General features: G+C 63.9%; 20 protein-coding genes. 10 read left to right on the top strand and 10 right to left on the bottom strand.

The features are described from left to right. Positions 1-35: 35 nt before the first annotated feature. Entirely contained in the window at positions 36-560 is a 525-nt protein-coding gene (gene yjgA / locus PVZ72_RS18370; RefSeq protein WP_133859845.1) for a ribosome biogenesis factor YjgA, read from the bottom strand. Between the two features lie 92 nt (positions 561-652). Between yjgA and pmbA the strand changes: the two genes are divergently transcribed. Together pmbA and PVZ72_RS18360 are read left to right on the top strand one after the other, a co-directional pair. Beyond that, positions 653-2,002 (top strand): metalloprotease PmbA, encoded by a 1,350-nt coding sequence (gene pmbA, locus PVZ72_RS18365; RefSeq protein ID WP_273862653.1) that lies wholly within the window; start codon positions 653-655, stop codon positions 2,000-2,002. A gap of 224 nt (positions 2,003-2,226) precedes the next feature. Further along, positions 2,227-2,841: a superoxide dismutase gene (locus tag PVZ72_RS18360; protein ID WP_133859843.1), complete on the top strand. Its 615-nt coding sequence runs from the start codon at positions 2,227-2,229 to the stop codon at positions 2,839-2,841. A 67-nt stretch (positions 2,842-2,908) separates the two neighbouring features. Here the strand turns inward: PVZ72_RS18360 and PVZ72_RS18355 are convergent, their stop codons facing one another. The 9 genes from PVZ72_RS18355 to PVZ72_RS18315 all read right to left on the bottom strand — a co-directional run bounded on the left by PVZ72_RS18355 (position 2,909) and on the right by PVZ72_RS18315 (position 9,437). Beyond that, on the bottom strand, positions 2,909-3,181 hold the full coding sequence (locus PVZ72_RS18355) for an HPr family phosphocarrier protein (protein WP_133859842.1): 273 nt from the start codon (positions 3,179-3,181) through the stop codon (positions 2,909-2,911). 31 nt (positions 3,182-3,212) lie between these two features. Next, positions 3,213-4,067 (bottom strand): RNase adapter RapZ, encoded by an 855-nt coding sequence (gene rapZ / locus PVZ72_RS18350; RefSeq protein WP_133859841.1) that lies wholly within the window; start codon positions 4,065-4,067, stop codon positions 3,213-3,215. Between the two features lies 1 nt (position 4,068). Continuing rightward, the gene (gene ptsN / locus PVZ72_RS18345; protein WP_133859840.1) at positions 4,069-4,533 is read right to left on the bottom strand and encodes a PTS IIA-like nitrogen regulatory protein PtsN; all 465 of its coding nucleotides are present in this window, start codon (positions 4,531-4,533) and stop codon (positions 4,069-4,071) included. Between the two features lie 18 nt (positions 4,534-4,551). Then, entirely contained in the window at positions 4,552-4,860 is a 309-nt protein-coding gene (gene hpf / locus PVZ72_RS18340; RefSeq protein WP_007159519.1) for a ribosome hibernation-promoting factor, HPF/YfiA family, read from the bottom strand. 91 nt (positions 4,861-4,951) lie between these two features. Next, a complete protein-coding gene (locus PVZ72_RS18335) occupies positions 4,952-6,451 on the bottom strand; it encodes an RNA polymerase factor sigma-54 (RefSeq protein WP_133859839.1) in 1,500 nt (499 codons plus the stop codon). A 102-nt stretch (positions 6,452-6,553) separates the two neighbouring features. Further along, on the bottom strand, positions 6,554-7,282 hold the full coding sequence (gene lptB, locus PVZ72_RS18330; RefSeq protein WP_017640054.1) for an LPS export ABC transporter ATP-binding protein: 729 nt from the start codon (positions 7,280-7,282) through the stop codon (positions 6,554-6,556). Then, on the bottom strand, positions 7,279-7,821 hold the full coding sequence (gene lptA, locus PVZ72_RS18325) for a lipopolysaccharide transport periplasmic protein LptA (protein WP_007159516.1): 543 nt from the start codon (positions 7,819-7,821) through the stop codon (positions 7,279-7,281). The genes lptB and lptA overlap by 4 nt, the downstream gene beginning before the upstream one ends. Continuing rightward, complete coding sequence (lptC, locus tag PVZ72_RS18320; RefSeq protein ID WP_007159515.1) at positions 7,808-8,380, bottom strand: LPS export ABC transporter periplasmic protein LptC; 573 nt, start codon at positions 8,378-8,380, stop codon at positions 7,808-7,810. Before lptC ends, lptA begins: the two co-directional genes overlap by 14 nt. An 82-nt stretch (positions 8,381-8,462) precedes the next feature. Beyond that, positions 8,463-9,437: a KpsF/GutQ family sugar-phosphate isomerase gene (locus PVZ72_RS18315; protein ID WP_273862652.1), complete on the bottom strand. Its 975-nt coding sequence runs from the start codon at positions 9,435-9,437 to the stop codon at positions 8,463-8,465. Between the two features lie 204 nt (positions 9,438-9,641). Here PVZ72_RS18315 and PVZ72_RS18310 point away from each other — a divergent pair, with 204 nt between their 5' ends. The 8 genes from PVZ72_RS18310 to hisG all read left to right on the top strand — a co-directional run bounded on the left by PVZ72_RS18310 (position 9,642) and on the right by hisG (position 14,940). Beyond that, positions 9,642-10,451, top strand: coding sequence for an ATP-binding cassette domain-containing protein (locus tag PVZ72_RS18310; protein WP_187978685.1), 810 nt, complete (start codon positions 9,642-9,644; stop codon positions 10,449-10,451). Beyond that, positions 10,451-11,245 (top strand): lipid asymmetry maintenance ABC transporter permease subunit MlaE, encoded by a 795-nt coding sequence (gene mlaE / locus PVZ72_RS18305; protein ID WP_059314028.1) that lies wholly within the window; start codon positions 10,451-10,453, stop codon positions 11,243-11,245. The genes PVZ72_RS18310 and mlaE overlap by 1 nt, the downstream gene beginning before the upstream one ends. Further along, positions 11,245-11,721, top strand: a complete 477-nt coding sequence (gene mlaD / locus PVZ72_RS18300; protein ID WP_007159511.1) for an outer membrane lipid asymmetry maintenance protein MlaD — start codon at positions 11,245-11,247, stop codon at positions 11,719-11,721. The genes mlaE and mlaD overlap by 1 nt, the downstream gene beginning before the upstream one ends. A 14-nt stretch (positions 11,722-11,735) precedes the next feature. Then, positions 11,736-12,386: an MlaC/ttg2D family ABC transporter substrate-binding protein gene (locus tag PVZ72_RS18295; protein ID WP_187978686.1), complete on the top strand. Its 651-nt coding sequence runs from the start codon at positions 11,736-11,738 to the stop codon at positions 12,384-12,386. Next, the gene (locus tag PVZ72_RS18290) at positions 12,383-12,697 is read left to right on the top strand and encodes an STAS domain-containing protein (protein WP_187978687.1); all 315 of its coding nucleotides are present in this window, start codon (positions 12,383-12,385) and stop codon (positions 12,695-12,697) included. Before PVZ72_RS18295 ends, PVZ72_RS18290 begins: the two co-directional genes overlap by 4 nt. A gap of 73 nt (positions 12,698-12,770) precedes the next feature. Further along, positions 12,771-13,010 (top strand): BolA family protein, encoded by a 240-nt coding sequence (locus tag PVZ72_RS18285; RefSeq protein WP_007159508.1) that lies wholly within the window; start codon positions 12,771-12,773, stop codon positions 13,008-13,010. A 22-nt stretch (positions 13,011-13,032) separates the two neighbouring features. Continuing rightward, entirely contained in the window at positions 13,033-14,298 is a 1,266-nt protein-coding gene (murA, locus tag PVZ72_RS18280) for a UDP-N-acetylglucosamine 1-carboxyvinyltransferase (RefSeq protein ID WP_187978688.1), read from the top strand. A gap of 9 nt (positions 14,299-14,307) precedes the next feature. Then, positions 14,308-14,940, top strand: a complete 633-nt coding sequence (hisG, locus tag PVZ72_RS18275; protein ID WP_007159506.1) for an ATP phosphoribosyltransferase — start codon at positions 14,308-14,310, stop codon at positions 14,938-14,940. The last annotated feature ends 116 nt before the right edge of the window (positions 14,941-15,056 follow it).

Genomic DNA, 15,056 nt, shown 5'->3' with positions numbered 1-15,056 from the left:
TGCAGGCGCCGGCCGTGGCCATCGCGGACAGGGACCTAGCGCAGACCGCGCTGGCTCTCGTCGAGGGTGCGGATGTACTTGAACACCTTGCGCGCCGCCGCGGGCGGCTTGTTGTGCGCGGCCTCGTGCTGGGCATGCCGCACCAGGCCGCGCAGATGCTGGCGGTCGGTTTCCGGATAGAGCGCCACGAAGGCTTCCAGGGCCTGGTCGCCCTCGGCGATCAGGCGGTCGCGCCAGCGCTCCAGGGCGTGGAAGCGCTCGTTGTACTGCCGCGTCGAGGTGTCCATCTGGTCGGCCAGGGCCAGGATGGCTTCCAGGTCCTGGTCGCGCATCAGCTTGCCCAGGTACTGGACATGCCTTTTGCGCGCGATGTGCGTCTTGTGCTTGGGCGCCTCGGCCAGGGCCTTGCGCAACGGATCGGTCAGCGGCAGGCGGTCCAGCTGCTCGGCCGGCAGACCGGCCAGGCGTTCGCCCAGATCCTGCAGCGCATGCAGCTCGCGCTTGACCTGTGTCTTGCTCTTTTCGCCCAGCGGCGCGTCGTCGTCGTAAGAATCAACCATGAACTATGGGGTCCAGCTAAGAATGGGCGCCATCATAACGAGTTGCCGCACGGTTGTCCGGCCTGGCCGGCGCCGTCCGTAAGGAGAACGTCATGAATCGCAACGCCGCCGTGGGTCCCGCTGCGCTCCCCGAATTGCGCGAACAGGTCGAGGCCATCCTGGCCGAGGCCCGGCGCCAGGGCGCCAGTGCCGGTGAAGTGGCCGTATCGGTCGACCAGGGCCTGTCCACCTCGGTCCGCAAGGGCGAGGTGGAAACGGTCGAATTCAATCGCGACCAGGGCTTTGGCATCACCCTCTATGCCGGTCAGCGCAAGGGCTCGGCCAGTACCTCCGCCACCGGTCCCGAGGCGATCCGCGAAACCGTGGCTGCGGCCCTGGCCATCGCCAAGCACACCTCCGAGGATCCCTGTGCGGGCCTGGCCGACGCCGAGCTGATGGCGCGCGGCGAGTTGCCCGATCTCGATCTCTATCATCCCTGGGACATCACCCCCGAGCAGGCCATCGAGCAGGCCCTGGCCTGTGAGGCGGCGGCCTATGCCGCCGACAGTCGCATCGGCAACGCCGACGGCACCACCCTCAATACCCACCAGGGCTGTCGGGTGTACGGCAACAGCCACGGCTTCGTCGGCGGCTATGCCAGCACCCGCCACAGCCTGAGCTGCGTGATGATCGCCGGCAGTGGCGAGGCCATGCAGCGCGACTACTACTACGACGTCAACCGGATCGGCAGCGAGTTGATGAGTGCCGAGGAAATCGGCCGCCGCGCCGCCGAGCGCGCCGTGAGCCGCCTGGGCGCGCGGCCGGTGCCCACCGCCAAGGTCCCGGTGCTGTTTTCCCCGGAAATGGCGGCCGGTCTGTTCGGCACCTTTCTCGCCGCCATCTCCGGCGGCAACCTCTATCGCAAGTCGTCCTTCCTCGAAGGCGCCCTGGGCCAGCAGGTGTTTCCCGACTGGCTGACCCTGGACGAGCGGCCGCACCTGCCGCGCGCCCTGGGCAGTGCCGCCTTCGACGGCGAGGGCCTGGCCACCTACGCCAAGCCCTTCGTCGAGAATGGCCGCCTGGTCTCCTATGTGCTCGGCAGCTATTCCGCACGCAAGCTGGGCATGCAAAGCACGGCCAATGCCGGCGGCGTGCACAACCTCCATGTCAGCCACGGCACGGCGGGCCAGGCCGAACTGATCCGGCAGATGGGCACCGGCTTCCTGGTCACGGAAATGATGGGGCAGGGCACCAACCTGGTCACCGGCGACTATTCCCGTGGCGCGGGCGGCTTCTGGGTCGAGAATGGCGAGATCCAGTTTCCGGTCCAGGAGGTCACCATCGCCGGGCGGCTGGGCGACATGTTCCGCCAGATCCTGGCGGTGGGCAGCGACGTGGAACGCCGCGGCGGTCTGCGCACCGGCTCGGTGTTGATCGATGGCATGACCCTGGCGGGCAGCTAGTGCAGGTCACCGCAGACGTCGTGGAAAGGAAAATCCTGTCGAACGGGAGACAGCCCACCCCGTTACTCGTTAGTATCCTAGCAATGCACTAGGACATAGCCGTGCGGTCGAATCTGCTGACCGGACGGCCCAGGCTTCAGACGGTGCGCCGTGGCGCACCAGCCGTACACCCCATCGCCCAAGGGCAATGGGTCCTTACCAAAGCCACCATGGAGACAATCCGCATGCCGCATACTCTGCCTCAGCTGCCCTACGCCTACGACGCGCTGGAACCGCACGTCGATGCCCAGACCATGGAAATCCACCATACCAAGCATCACCAGACCTACATCAACAACCTGAACGCGGCGCTGGAAGGCACCGAGTTCGCCAACCTGTCGGCCGAAGACGTGGTTCGCCAGCTGGACAAGCTGCCCCAGGACAAGCGCGGCGCCGTGCAGAACAACGGTGGCGGCCATGCCAACCACAGCCTGTTCTGGACCGTGATGGCCCCCAACGCCGGTGGCAAGCCCGAAGGCGCCCTGGCCGAAGCCATCGAGTCCCAGCTGGGCGGCTTCGATGCCTTCAAGGAAGCCTTCACCAAGGCTGCCCTGACCCGCTTCGGCAGTGGCTGGGCCTGGCTGAGCGTCACCCCCGAGAAGAAGCTGGTGGTCGAGAGCACCGGTAACCAGGACAGCCCGCTGATGACCGGCAACACCCCGATCCTCGGCCTGGACGTCTGGGAGCACGCCTACTACCTGCGCTACCAGAACCGCCGTCCCGAGTACATCGGCGCCTTCTTCAACGTCATCAACTGGCCGGAAGTGACCCGTCGCTACGAAGCGGCGCTGAACGCCTGAGTCGACGCCCAATAAAAAAGCCGCCCTCGGGCGGCTTTTTTATTGGGCGATGCTGGAGGAGGGCCGATCACTCACCTTCGTCGAAGTAGTTGTTGATCAGCTCGACCAGGGCGCGCATGGCCTCGTCGCTCTGTTCACCCTCGGTTTCCAGTTGCAGCACCGTGCCCTTGCCAGCGGCCAGCATCATGACCGCCATGATGCTCTTGCCATCCACGGGCGGCTCGCCACTGCGGCCGACACGAATGCTGGCAGGATAGCGGCCGGCCACGCCGACGAACTTGGCAGCCGCACGGGCGTGCAGGCCCAGCTTGTTGATGATGGTGATCTGTTGGGCAGGCATTGAGTCTGTCCTTGTCGAAACAAAACGGGCGTCAGAGATCGCGGTGACGAATCTGGACGTTCTTGAGCAGGTCTTTGAGTTCGCGACCCAGGCGATCGGCCAGATAGACCGAACGGTGGTGACCACCGGTACAGCCAATGGCCACGGTCACATAGGACCTGTTGTTGGCGGCAAAACGCGGCAGCCACTTCACCAGGTAATCGCGGATGTCATTGTACAGGGTCTCTACCTCGGGCTGTTGCTCGAGATAGTCGCGTACCGGCGCATCCAGTCCGGAAAAGTCGCGCAGGTCCGGTTTCCAGTAGGGATTGGGCAGGAAGCGCACATCGAACACCATGTCCGCGTCCACCGGCAGCCCGCGCTTGAAGCCAAAGGATTCCACCAGGTAGGCGGTACCGGGCTCCGGCGCGTTCAGCAGGCGCAACTTGAGGATGTCACGCAGCTGATAGAGATTCAGGTGGGTGGTGTCGATCTTCAGGTCGGACAGGTCGGCGATGGGCGACAGCAGCACCTGCTCGTCATGGATAGCTTCGGCCAGGGACCTTTCCTGGTTCGACAGCGGATGCCGGCGGCGCGTCTCGGAAAAGCGCTTGAGCAGCGCCTGGTCATCGGCATCCAGGTAGAGGACGTCGCAGCGGATGTTGCGACTGCGCACCTGTTCGAGCAATTCGGGAAAGCGTTGCAACTGACTGGGCAGGTTGCGCGCATCGATGGACAGGGCGACCTTGGGCTGGGGGCGCTCCATGTCGGTCAGCGCATGCTGGGCCAGATCGGGCAGCAGACTGGCCGGCAGGTTGTCGATGCAATAGAAGCCATTGTCCTCAAGCACGTTGAGCGCCGTACTCTTGCCCGACCCGGAACGTCCGCTCACGATGATGAGGTGCATGTCAGTGTCCGCTCTGGGCCTCGACGACGATCTGATAGAGCGCCTGGCTATCCCTGGCCTTGCGCAGCCGCTCGCGGATGTCGGCGCGATCGAGGATGCCGGCGATCTGGCGCAGCAGGGTGAGGTGCTGCTCGGTGGCGGCTTCCGGGACCAGCAGGACGAACACCAGGTCTACCGGAGCGCCGTCCAGGGAATCGAAGTCCACCGGTTGCTGCAGGTGGAAGAGCACGCACAGCGGTTGTTGCAGCCCCGCCAGGCGGCAGTGGGGAATGGCAATGCCATTGCCGAAACCGGTCGAGCCCAGGCGCTCGCGCGCCATCAGGCATTCATGGATGTGCGCCGCGTCATGGCCGGGCAGTTCCTGCGCGGCCAGTTCGGCAATGCGTTCCAGTACAGCGGCTTTGCTGCCACCCGGCGCACCCGTCTGGGTGCGGCCGGGGGTCAGGATGTTTTCGAGTCTGATCATAAAGCGGCGATCGAAACCTCAGCGGACGCCGACGCCCTGCTGGCGTTCGATCGATTTTTCCTTGTGTTTAATCAGTTGGCGGTCGAGCTTGTCGGCCAGGAGATCGATGGCGGCATACATGTCGTCGTGCTCGGCATTGGCAACCACCGCGGCGCCGGCGACGTGCAGGGTGGCTTCGGCTTTCTGCTTGAGCTTGTCCACTTCCAGGATGACCTGGACGTTGGTGATACGGTCGAAGTGCCGTTCGAGGCGGGCGAGTTTCTCGCCGATGTAGTCACGCAGGGCTTCTGTCACTTCAAGCTGATGGCCACTGATGTTGACTTGCATACCGCTTCTCCTTATTGCCGGGCTGCGATCGGCGAAGCTGCTCGCCGACATGACAAGGATCGAACGAAGCACGGTCACACATCAGGACGCGTCAGATGAGACGCTTGCGTTCGCTGGACGGAGCGATACCCAGGGATTCCCGATACTTAGCCACCGTGCGACGAGCGACTTGTATACCTTGCGATTCCAGTAAACCAGCGATCTTGCTGTCACTCAACGGCTTTTTCGCGTTTTCCGCCGCCACCAATTTCTTGATGATCGCGCGGATCGCGGTGGAGGAGCATTCGCCCCCCTCGGCGGTGCTGACGTGGCTGGAGAAGAAATACTTGAGTTCGTAGATGCCACGCGGGGTGTGCATGAACTTCTGGGTGGTCACCCGGGAGATGGTCGACTCATGCATGCCCACCGCCTCGGCGATGTCATGCAGGACCAGCGGCTTCATCGCCTCTTCACCGTATTCGAGAAAACCGCGCTGGTGCTCGACGATCTGGGTCGCCACCTTCATCAGGGTCTCGTTGCGGCTCTGCAGGCTCTTGATGAACCAGCGCGCTTCCTGCAGCTGGTTGCGCATGTAGGTGTTGTCGGCGCTGCTGTCGGCGCGCTTGACGAAGCCGGCGTACTGGGGATTGACCCGCAGACGCGGCACGGCTTCCTGATTGAGCTCCACCAGCCAGCGCTCGTTGTGCTTGCGGACGATGACGTCCGGCACCACGTATTCGGCTTCGCCGGATTCGATCTGCGAGCCGGGGCGCGGATGCAGGGTCTGGATCAGTTCGATGACGGGCTTGAGCTCGTCTTCCTTGATCTTCATGCGCCGCATCAGCTGCGCATAGTCGCGGCTGCCGAGCAGATCGAGATAGTCACTGACCAGGCGCCTGGCCTCGCCGAGCAGGGGGAGATTGGCCGGTAGCTGGGCCAGCTGGATCAGCAGGCATTCGCGCAGATTGCGGGCGGCGACGCCGGCCGGCTCGAATTGCTGGACGCGTCTGAGCACCACCTCGACTTCATCGAGATCGACTTCCAGCTCGGGATCCAGCGAGGCATGGATGTCTTCGAGGCTTTCCTGCAGATAGCCGTCGGTGTCGATGCCGTCGATGATCGCCACGGCGATCAGGCGATCGAGATCCGACATGGGCGCCAGGTTGAGTTGCCAGAGCAGGTGGGTCTGCAGGCTCTCGCCCGCCGAGGTGCGGGTGGTGAAGTCCCACTCGTCGTCGTCATTGCTGGGCAGGCTGCTGGCGCTGGTCTGGTAGATGTCTTCCCAGGCGGTATCGACCGGCAGCTCGCTGTCGCTGGGAATACGCTCGCTCCATTCGGAGTCGTCGGCCATCTCGTTGACGGCGACCGAGGTTTCCTTGAAGGTGGTTTCCAGGTTGCCCGCGCCCGAGCTCTCATCGCCTTCGCTCGAGGCTTCGCTCTGGTCGAAGTCTTCACCTTCTTCCTGGCGTTCCAGCATCGGATTGGATTCCAGGGCTTCCTGGATTTCCTGCTGCAAGTCGAGCGTCGAGAGCTGAAGCAGACGTATGGCTTGTTGCAGCTGCGGCGTCATCGTCAGCTGCTGGCCCATCTTGAGGACTAGCGATGGTTTCATGGCTGCGGAAATACACCTTGTCTACCGACGCGAACAGCGCCACCGAACCTCGCGAACCCTGCGAGCGTTAGCAAATTATATGCCTTGTTTCCCCGGGTTTGCCTAGAGGCGGAATTCGTGGCCCAGATAGACTTCCTTGACCAGATCGTTGGCGAGGACTTCCTCGGCGGTACCCTCGGCGATGAGCTGGCCGTCGTTGACGATGTAGGCCGTTTCGCAGATGGTCAGGGTTTCCCGGACATTGTGGTCGGTGATGAGCACACCGATGCCCTTGGCCTTGAGGTGGCGAATGATCTGCTTGATGTCGCCCACCGAGATGGGGTCCACGCCGGCGAAGGGTTCGTCCAGCAGGATGAACTTGGGTGCGGTGGCCAGGGCGCGAGCGATCTCGACGCGACGTCTTTCGCCACCCGACAGGCTCATGCCGCGATTGTCGCGGATATGGGTGATGTGGAATTCCTGCAGCAGGCTTTCCAGTTCGCGCAGGCGACCGGCCTTGTCCAGATCCTTGCGGGTTTCCAGGATGCCGAGGATGTTGTCGGCCACGGTCAGCTTGCGAAAGATCGAGGCTTCCTGCGGCAGGTAGCCGATCCCGGCGCGGGCCCGGCCATGCATGGGCAGGGCGGTGACATCCTGATCGTCGATCAGCACGCGACCCTGATCGGCCTTGACCAGGCCGACGATCATGTAGAAACAGGTGGTCTTGCCGGCGCCGTTCGGACCGAGCAGGCCGACGATCTGACCGCTGTCGATGCTGACGCTGACGTCGCGAACGACCTGACGACCCTTGTAGCTCTTGGCCAGATGCTGGGCTTTGAGCGTGACCGTCATTGTCCCTGCCCCGACTGCTGCTGATCCTTGGGCTGGATGACCATGTCGATGCGCGGCCGCGGCGTGGTGACCTTGCTGCCGTTGGCGCGCCCGGCGTTGACGATCTGGCGCTGGGTGTCGTAGACGATCTTCTCGCCTTCGAAGGTGTTGCCCTGTTGGACCACCTTGGCCTGATCGATCAGGATGATGCGATTTTCCTGGGCGAAATACTGGATCGTCAGACCATAGGCCTTGACGATGTCCTTGTCTGCCGAGGGCTTCTGCTCGTAGTAGGCCGGTTTGCCCACTGCGGTGGCGACCTTGATGTTGCCCTGATTGTCCTGGGTCAAGGTCACCGTGTTGCCGGTGATCTTCATGCTGCCCTGGGTGATGACCACGTCTCCGCGGTACACGGCCACGCCCTGCTTGTCGTCGAGCTCGGCGCTGTCGGCCTGCACGCGGATCGGCTGGGTGCGATCGGTCGGCAGGGCCCAAGCCGCGGCACTGCCAAAGGTGGCGCCGAGGGTGAACAGGAAGGGGAGGGTTTTAACGAACCTCATGCTGGCCTCTTACGTTGGACAGCAGGAGCATTCTGCCGTCTTCTAGATACGCTTTCATGCCATTGGCCGTGGTCACCCCATTGGCGGCCTCGATTCTAACGGCTTGCTCGGTTTGCGCATATTGTTTGTCAGGAAAGACGGTCATGCGGGTGGTGGTCAACACCACCGGGCGGCCTTTTTCATCGGTACGCTCGACACGCACGTCATCGATCAGCTCCGCCTGACTGCCACCGGGGGCGACCTCGGCGCGGGCACTGCGAATGTGCCAGGGATAGTCGGTGCCGCGAAAGGCCAGCATGTCGGGCCGGGTCACCAGGGTGACGTCGGTCGCCTTGACGTGTTCGCTGCGCTCCGCCTTGAGTTCGTACTGGATCTTGCCGTCCAGGCGATACTGGATCGTCCGGGTATTGAGGGCATAGCCGTCGATGGCGCTGTCTTGCGGGGTCGACGAGGCCGGAGCATCGACGAAGCGCTGCGGCAGGATGTTCCAGTAGCCGATCGCGATGAGCGCGGCGGCGATCAGGACCAACAGCACGGGGCGGCGCAAGCTGCGAAACATGAGGGTACCTGTGGTGGGCCGCACCAGGGGCGGCGGGTTGAACACGAGATTGCGGCGTATTAGTCGGGCAGTATAACCCGGCCTACAGCACCCCGGCGCGTAGCAGGTCACCCATGTTGAGGGCGCCGATCGGCCGGTGCTCGTCATCGATCACCACCAGCGCGTTGATCTTGTGCTCTTCCATGATCTTCAGCGCCTCGGCGGCGAGCATCTGCGCCCTGGCGGTTCGACCGCCACGGGTCATCACGGTTGCGATCGCCGTGGTGCGCACGTCGATGCCGCGATCCAGGGCGCGACGCAGATCGCCGTCGGTGAAGATACCGGCCAGACGACCATCGGTGGCGAGCACGCTGGTCATGCCCAGCCCCTTGCGCGACATCTCCAGCAGGGCATCGGAGACCAGGGTGTCTTCGCTGACCTGCGGCAGGTCGGCGCCGGCATGCATGACGTTTTCCACCTTGAGCAGCAGGCGCCGACCCAGGGCGCCACCCGGATGGGAGAAGGCGAAATCCTCGGCGGTGAAGCCGCGGGCCTCGAGCAGGGCGATGGCCAGGGCGTCGCCCAGTACCAGGGCGACGGTGGTGGAGGAGGTGGGCGCCAGATTGAGCGGGCAGGCCTCAGTGGCGACGCTGGTATCCAGGTTGACGTCCGCGGCCTTGGCCAGCGGCGAGGCCGGATTGCCGGCAAAGCTGACCAGCGGGACGCCAAGGCGCTTGATCAGCGGCAGCAGGGTCAGGATCTCGCTGGAGGTGCCCGACTGGGAGATGGCGATGATGACGTCATCGCGGGTGATCATGCCCATGTCGCCATGGCTGGCTTCGGCCGGGTGTACGAAGAAGGCCGGACTGCCGGTGCTGGCCAGGGTCGCGGCGATCTTGTTGCCGACATGCCCGGATTTGCCCATGCCCAGGACCACGATGCGCCCACGGCAGGCGAGCAGGTGGCGACAGGCGGCGGCAAAGCTTTCGTCGATGCGTTCGCCCAGGGCGGCCACGGCCGCTCGCTCTACATCTATGGTGCGCTTGGCGGAAGCGATGAAATCTATTGAGTCGGGCATGGGTCAGAAGGCAGGTGACGGGACAATCGGAAATTATATGCGCAAAGCCGCGACACTCAGCAACGCCGCCCGCAGTTCAGGAGTCACATCGGCAACGAATGCTATAGTGCCGCCCTTTTGCCGGGGTCGCCGAACGCGAGAGCCGCGTGCCCTGAAGCGGCGGAGCGGCGTCTCCCTGCACAGAGTTGAACCTTAGGAGTCTCGATGACCGTCGATAGCCCGTACGCCGTGGAGCTAAAGGGCGTTTCCTTCAAGCGCGGCACGCGTCTCATCTACGACCGGGTCGATATCCGCATCCCGCGGGGCAAGGTCACCGGGATCATGGGACCGTCCGGCAGTGGCAAGACCACCCTGTTGCGCCTCATCGCTGCCCAGTTGCGACCGAGCAGTGGCGAGATCTGGGTCAATGGCGCCAACCTGCCGCAGTTGTCCCGGGGTGAGTTGTTCGACATGCGCCGGCAGATGGGCGTGCTGTTCCAGAGCGGCGCGCTGTTCACCGATCTCGATGTGTTCGAGAACGTGGCCTTTCCACTGCGCGTGCACACCAAGCTGCCCGAAGAGATGATCCGCGACATCGTCCTGCTCAAGCTGCAGGCGGTGGGCCTGCGCGGTGCCGTCGAGCTGATGCCGGACGAGCTGTCCGGCGGCATGAAGCGCCGGGTCGCCCTGGCGCGGGCCATCGCCCTGGATCCGCAGATCCTCATGTACGACGAGCCCTTCGTCGGCCAGGACCCCATTGCCATGGGCGTGCTGGTACGGCTCATCCGCCTGCTCAACCAGGCGCTCGGGCTGACCAGCATCGTGGTCTCCCACGACCTGGCCGAGACGGCCAGCATCGCCGACTACCTCTATGTGGTCGGCGATACCAAGGTGCTCGGGCAGGGCACGCCGAAGGAGCTGCGCGAATCGCCCGATCCGCGGGTTCGCCAGTTCATGCAGGGCATCCCCGATGGCCCGGTACCCTTCCACTACGCCGCGCCTGATCTGCGCGATGCCTTGCTGGGGAAACACTGATGCGTAAGGTCTCCGCCGTGGAGCGGATTCGTCGGCTGGGCAAGGCCGGGCTGGACGTCGTGGCGGCCATTGGCCGCTCCGTCATCGTCCTGCTCCTGGCGGTGTTCGGTCGTGGTGGCGTGGGCAGCGGCCTGCAGCTGCTGGGCAAGCAACTCTATTCGGTGGGCGTGATGTCACTGCCCATCATCGTGGTGTCGGGCTTCTTCATTGGCATGGTGATCGCCCTGCAGGGCTACAACATCCTGGTCAAGTATGGCTCCGAGCAGGCCGTGGGGCAGATGGTCGCCCTGACGCTGCTGCGCGAATTGGGCCCGGTGGTGACGGCCTTGCTGTTCGCCGGTCGGGCCGGTTCCGCCCTGACCGCCGAAATCGGCAACATGAAATCCACCGAGCAGCTGTCCAGCCTGGAAATGATCGGCGTGGATCCGCTCAAGTACATCGTCGCGCCGCGTTTCTGGGCCGGCTTCATTTCCATGCCCTTGCTGGCCGCCATGTTCAATGTGGTGGGTATCTGGGGCGCGGCCATGGTCGCCATCGACTGGCTCGGCGTCTACGACGGCTCCTTCTGGGCCACCATGCAGAACAGCGTGATGCTCAGTGACGTGCTCAATGGCGTGATCAAGAGCCTGGTGTTCGCCTTCGTGGTGACCTGGGTCGCCGTCTTCCAGGGGTATGACTGCGAGCCGACCTCCGAAGGCATCGGTCGCGCCACCACCCGTACCGTCGTCTATGCGTCGCTTGCCGTGCTGGGCCTCGACTTCATTCTTACCGCCCTGATGTTTGGAGATCTCTGATGCAAACCCGCACCCAGGAAATCGGTGTCGGACTCTTCCTGCTGGCCGGCGTGCTCGCATTGCTGCTGCTGGCGCTGCGGGTAAGCGGTCTGACGATGAGCGACCATCACGATACCTACAAGGTCTATGCCTACTTCGACAACATCGCCGGTCTCACCGTGAGATCGCGGGTGACCATGTCGGGCGTGACCATCGGCAAGGTCACCGCCATCGATCTCGACCGCAACAGCTACCGTGGTCGGGTCACCATGCAGATCGACAAGCAGGTGGACAACCTGCCGACCGACTCCATCGCCTCGATCCTGACTGCCGGCCTGCTCGGCGAGAAATACATCGGCATCAGCGTGGGCGGGGACGAACAGGTGCTCAAGGAAGGCTCGACCATTCGAGATACACAATCCTCCCTGGTTCTCGAAGACCTGATCGGCAAATTCCTGCTCAATTCGGTCAATAAAGACTCTTCCGCCAATAAATGATGAGAGGCTTCTCCATGCTCAAGCTACTTCGTCACGGAGTGATCGCGATCCTGGCCCTGCTGCCCCTGGTGTCCCAGGCGGCACCCTCGGCCCACGACGTGATCCAGCAGACCACCAGCACGCTGCTCAGCGATCTCGAGGCCAATCGCGACAAGTATCGCAGCAGTCCGGAAGCCTTCTACGAGTCGCTCAACAACATCCTCGGCCCGGTGGTGGATGCCGAAGGCATCTCGCGCAGCATCATGACCGTGCGCTATAGCCGCAGCGCCTCGCCCGAGCAGATGACGCGCTTCCAGGAAAACTTCAAGCGCAGCCTGATGCAGTTCTATGGCAACGCGCTGCTGGAGTACAACAACCAGGGTATCCGGGTACTGCCCGAAGGTCCGTCCGATGGTCCCGATCGCACCAGCGTGGGCATGGAGGTCAAGGGCAACAACGGCGCCGTCTACCCGGTGCAGTACAGCATGGTCAAGCAGGGCAATGACTGGAAGGTGCGCAATGTCATCATCAATGGTCTGAATCTCGGCAAGCTGTTCCGCGACCAGTTCGCCCAGGCGATGCAGGAAAACGGCAACGACCTGGACAAGACCATCAACAACTGGGCGGGCACCGTGGCCAAGGCCAAGGATTCTCCCGAGGCCCAGAAGGCCAAGGTCGGTTCGTGAGTCGCGCCGCCATCACCCGCGAGGGCGCCCGGCTGCAGCTGTCGGGCGTACTCGATCACGCCAGTGTGCCGTCCCTGCGCGAGCAAGGTCGTACCCTGATCGCCCAGGGCAGCGGTCCGCTGGTGCTGGACTGCGCTGGCGTTGAACATTCCAACAGCGCCGGCCTGGCGCTGTTGCTGGCCTGGTTGCGCGATGCCCAGGCCGCAGGGTGCTCGCTGACCATCGCTGGCCTGCCCTCCGAGTTGCGGCAGATCGCCGAGGTCTCGGATGCCCTCGAACTGCTGCCCCTGGCGGACGACGCTCACGGGTAACGGTCATCGCAGTCGCCGTACAGCCGGTTTTTTTGTATGATCGCCGGCTGTACTAGATTGCCGAGGTGCCGCCATGCAGGCCCAAGAAGTCAAAAGCCTCCTTGAGGCAAAACTGGCCGATACCCAGGTCGAAGTGGAAGGCGAGGGCTGCAATTTCCAGCTCTACCTGATCAGCGACGAGCTCCAGGCACTCAGCCCGGTCAAGCGTCAGCAGCAGGTCTACTCCCATCTCCAGCCGCAGATCGCCGATGGCAGCATCCATGCTGTCACCATGAAATTCTTCACCCGTGCTGCCTGGGCCGAACGCGCCTGATTCGCAGCGCCGAGAACTCGCTATGGACAAACTGATCATTACCGGCGGCAACTGCCTGAACGGTGAAATTCGCATTTCCGGGGCCAAGAACTCCGCCCTGCCGATCCTCGCCGCGACCCTGCTCGCCGACACCCCGGTGACCATCGCCAACCTGCCGCACCTGCACGACATCACCACCATGATCGAGCTGTTCGGCCGAATGGGCGTCCAGCCGGTGATCGGTGAAAAGCTCAATGTCGAGGTGGATGCGTCCAGCATCAAGACCCTGGTCGCGCCCTATGAACTGGTCAAGACCATGCGCGCCTCGATCCTGGTGCTGGGTCCGATGGTCGCGCGCTTCGGCGAAGCGGAAGTCGCCCTGCCCGGCGGTTGCGCCATCGGCTCGCGTCCGGTCGATCTGCACCTGCGCGGCCTGGAGGCCATGGGTGCCAAGATCACCGTCGAAGGCGGCTACATCAAGGCCAAGGCGCCGGCCGGTGGCCTGCGCGGTGCCCACTACTATTTCGATACCGTCAGCGTGACCGGTACCGAGAACGTGCTGATGGCCGCTACCCTGGCCAAGGGTCGCAGCGTCATCCAGAACGCCGCTCGCGAGCCCGAGGTCGTCGATCTGGCCAACTGCCTGATCGCCATGGGTGCCAACATCCAGGGCGCCGGTACCGACACCATCACCGTGGAAGGCGTCGAGCGCCTCGGCGGCGCCACCTATTCGGTGCTGCCGGACCGCATCGAGACCGGTAGCTACCTGGTTGCCGCCGCTGCCACCCGCGGTCGCGTCAAGCTCAAGGACACCGATCCGACCATCCTCGAGGCCGTGCTGGCCAAGCTGGAAGAGGCCGGTGCCCACATCTCGACCGGCAGCAACTGGATCGAGCTGGACATGAAGGGCAATCGCCCCCGCGCGGTCAACATCCGCACGGCGCCCTACCCGGCGTTCCCCACCGACATGCAGGCCCAGTTCATCTCCATGAACGCCGTCGCCGAAGGCACCGGTACCGTGGTCGAGACCATCTTCGAGAACCGCTTCATGCACGTTCACGAGATGGTGCGCATGGGCGCCAACATCGCCATCGAAGGCAATGCCGCCATCGTCACCGGCGTCCAGCGCCTCAAGGCCGCCCCGGTCATGGCGACCGACCTGCGCGCCTCGGCGAGCCTGGTCATCGCGGCCCTGGTGGCCGAAGGCGATACCCTGATCGATCGCATCTACCACATCGACCGCGGCTACGAATGCATCGAGGAGAAATTCCAGCTGCTCGGTGCCAAGATCCGTCGTACGCCCAAGTAAGGACCTCCGATGCTGACCATCGCCCTGTCCAAGGGCCGTATCCTCGACGACACCCTACCGCTGCTGGCAGCGGCGGGGATCGCGCCGACCGAGAATCCGGACAAGAGCCGCAAGCTCATCATCCCGACCACCCAGGACGATGTGCGCCTGCTCATCGTCCGCGCCACCGACGTGCCCACCTACGTGGAGCATGGCGCCGCGGACCTGGGCGTGGCCGGCAAGGACGTGCTGATGGAATACGGCGGCGATGGCCTCTATGAGCCGCTGGACCTGCGCATCGCCCGCTGCAAGCTGATGACCGCGGGCGCCGTTGGCGCTCCGGCGCCGCGTGGCCGGCTGCGGGTGGCGACCAAGTTCGTCAATGTTGCCAAGCGCTACTATGCCGAGCAGGGCCGCCAGGTCGACATCATCAAGCTGTACGGCTCCATGGAGCTGGCACCGCTGGTGGGGCTGGCCGACAAGATCATCGACGTGGTCGACACCGGCAATACCCTCAAGGCCAACGGTCTCGAACCCCAGGAGCTGATCGCCCACATCAGCTCGCGGTTGATCGTCAACAAGGCCTCGATGAAGATGCAGCACGGTCGTATCCAGGCGCTCATCGAGACCCTGCGACACGCCGTCGAGGCGCGCGGCGCCTGAGAACCTGTTCAAAGCCTGCTGCGCGTCGGCCAAACTATGTTGAAAATGGCTTCGGAATGCTCATTGACCACTCGTAAACTCGTTCGCGAGCCCGGTCCGCTTCCTCAGCCATTTTC

The sequence above is a fragment of the Pseudomonas sp. LA5 genome (genome assembly GCF_028640825.1).
GTDB classification, from domain to species: domain Bacteria; phylum Pseudomonadota; class Gammaproteobacteria; order Pseudomonadales; family Pseudomonadaceae; genus Chryseomonas; species Chryseomonas aestiva.
The sequence above is the reverse complement of the archived record's forward strand: the minus strand, read 5'-3'. Positions and strand labels throughout refer to the sequence as shown.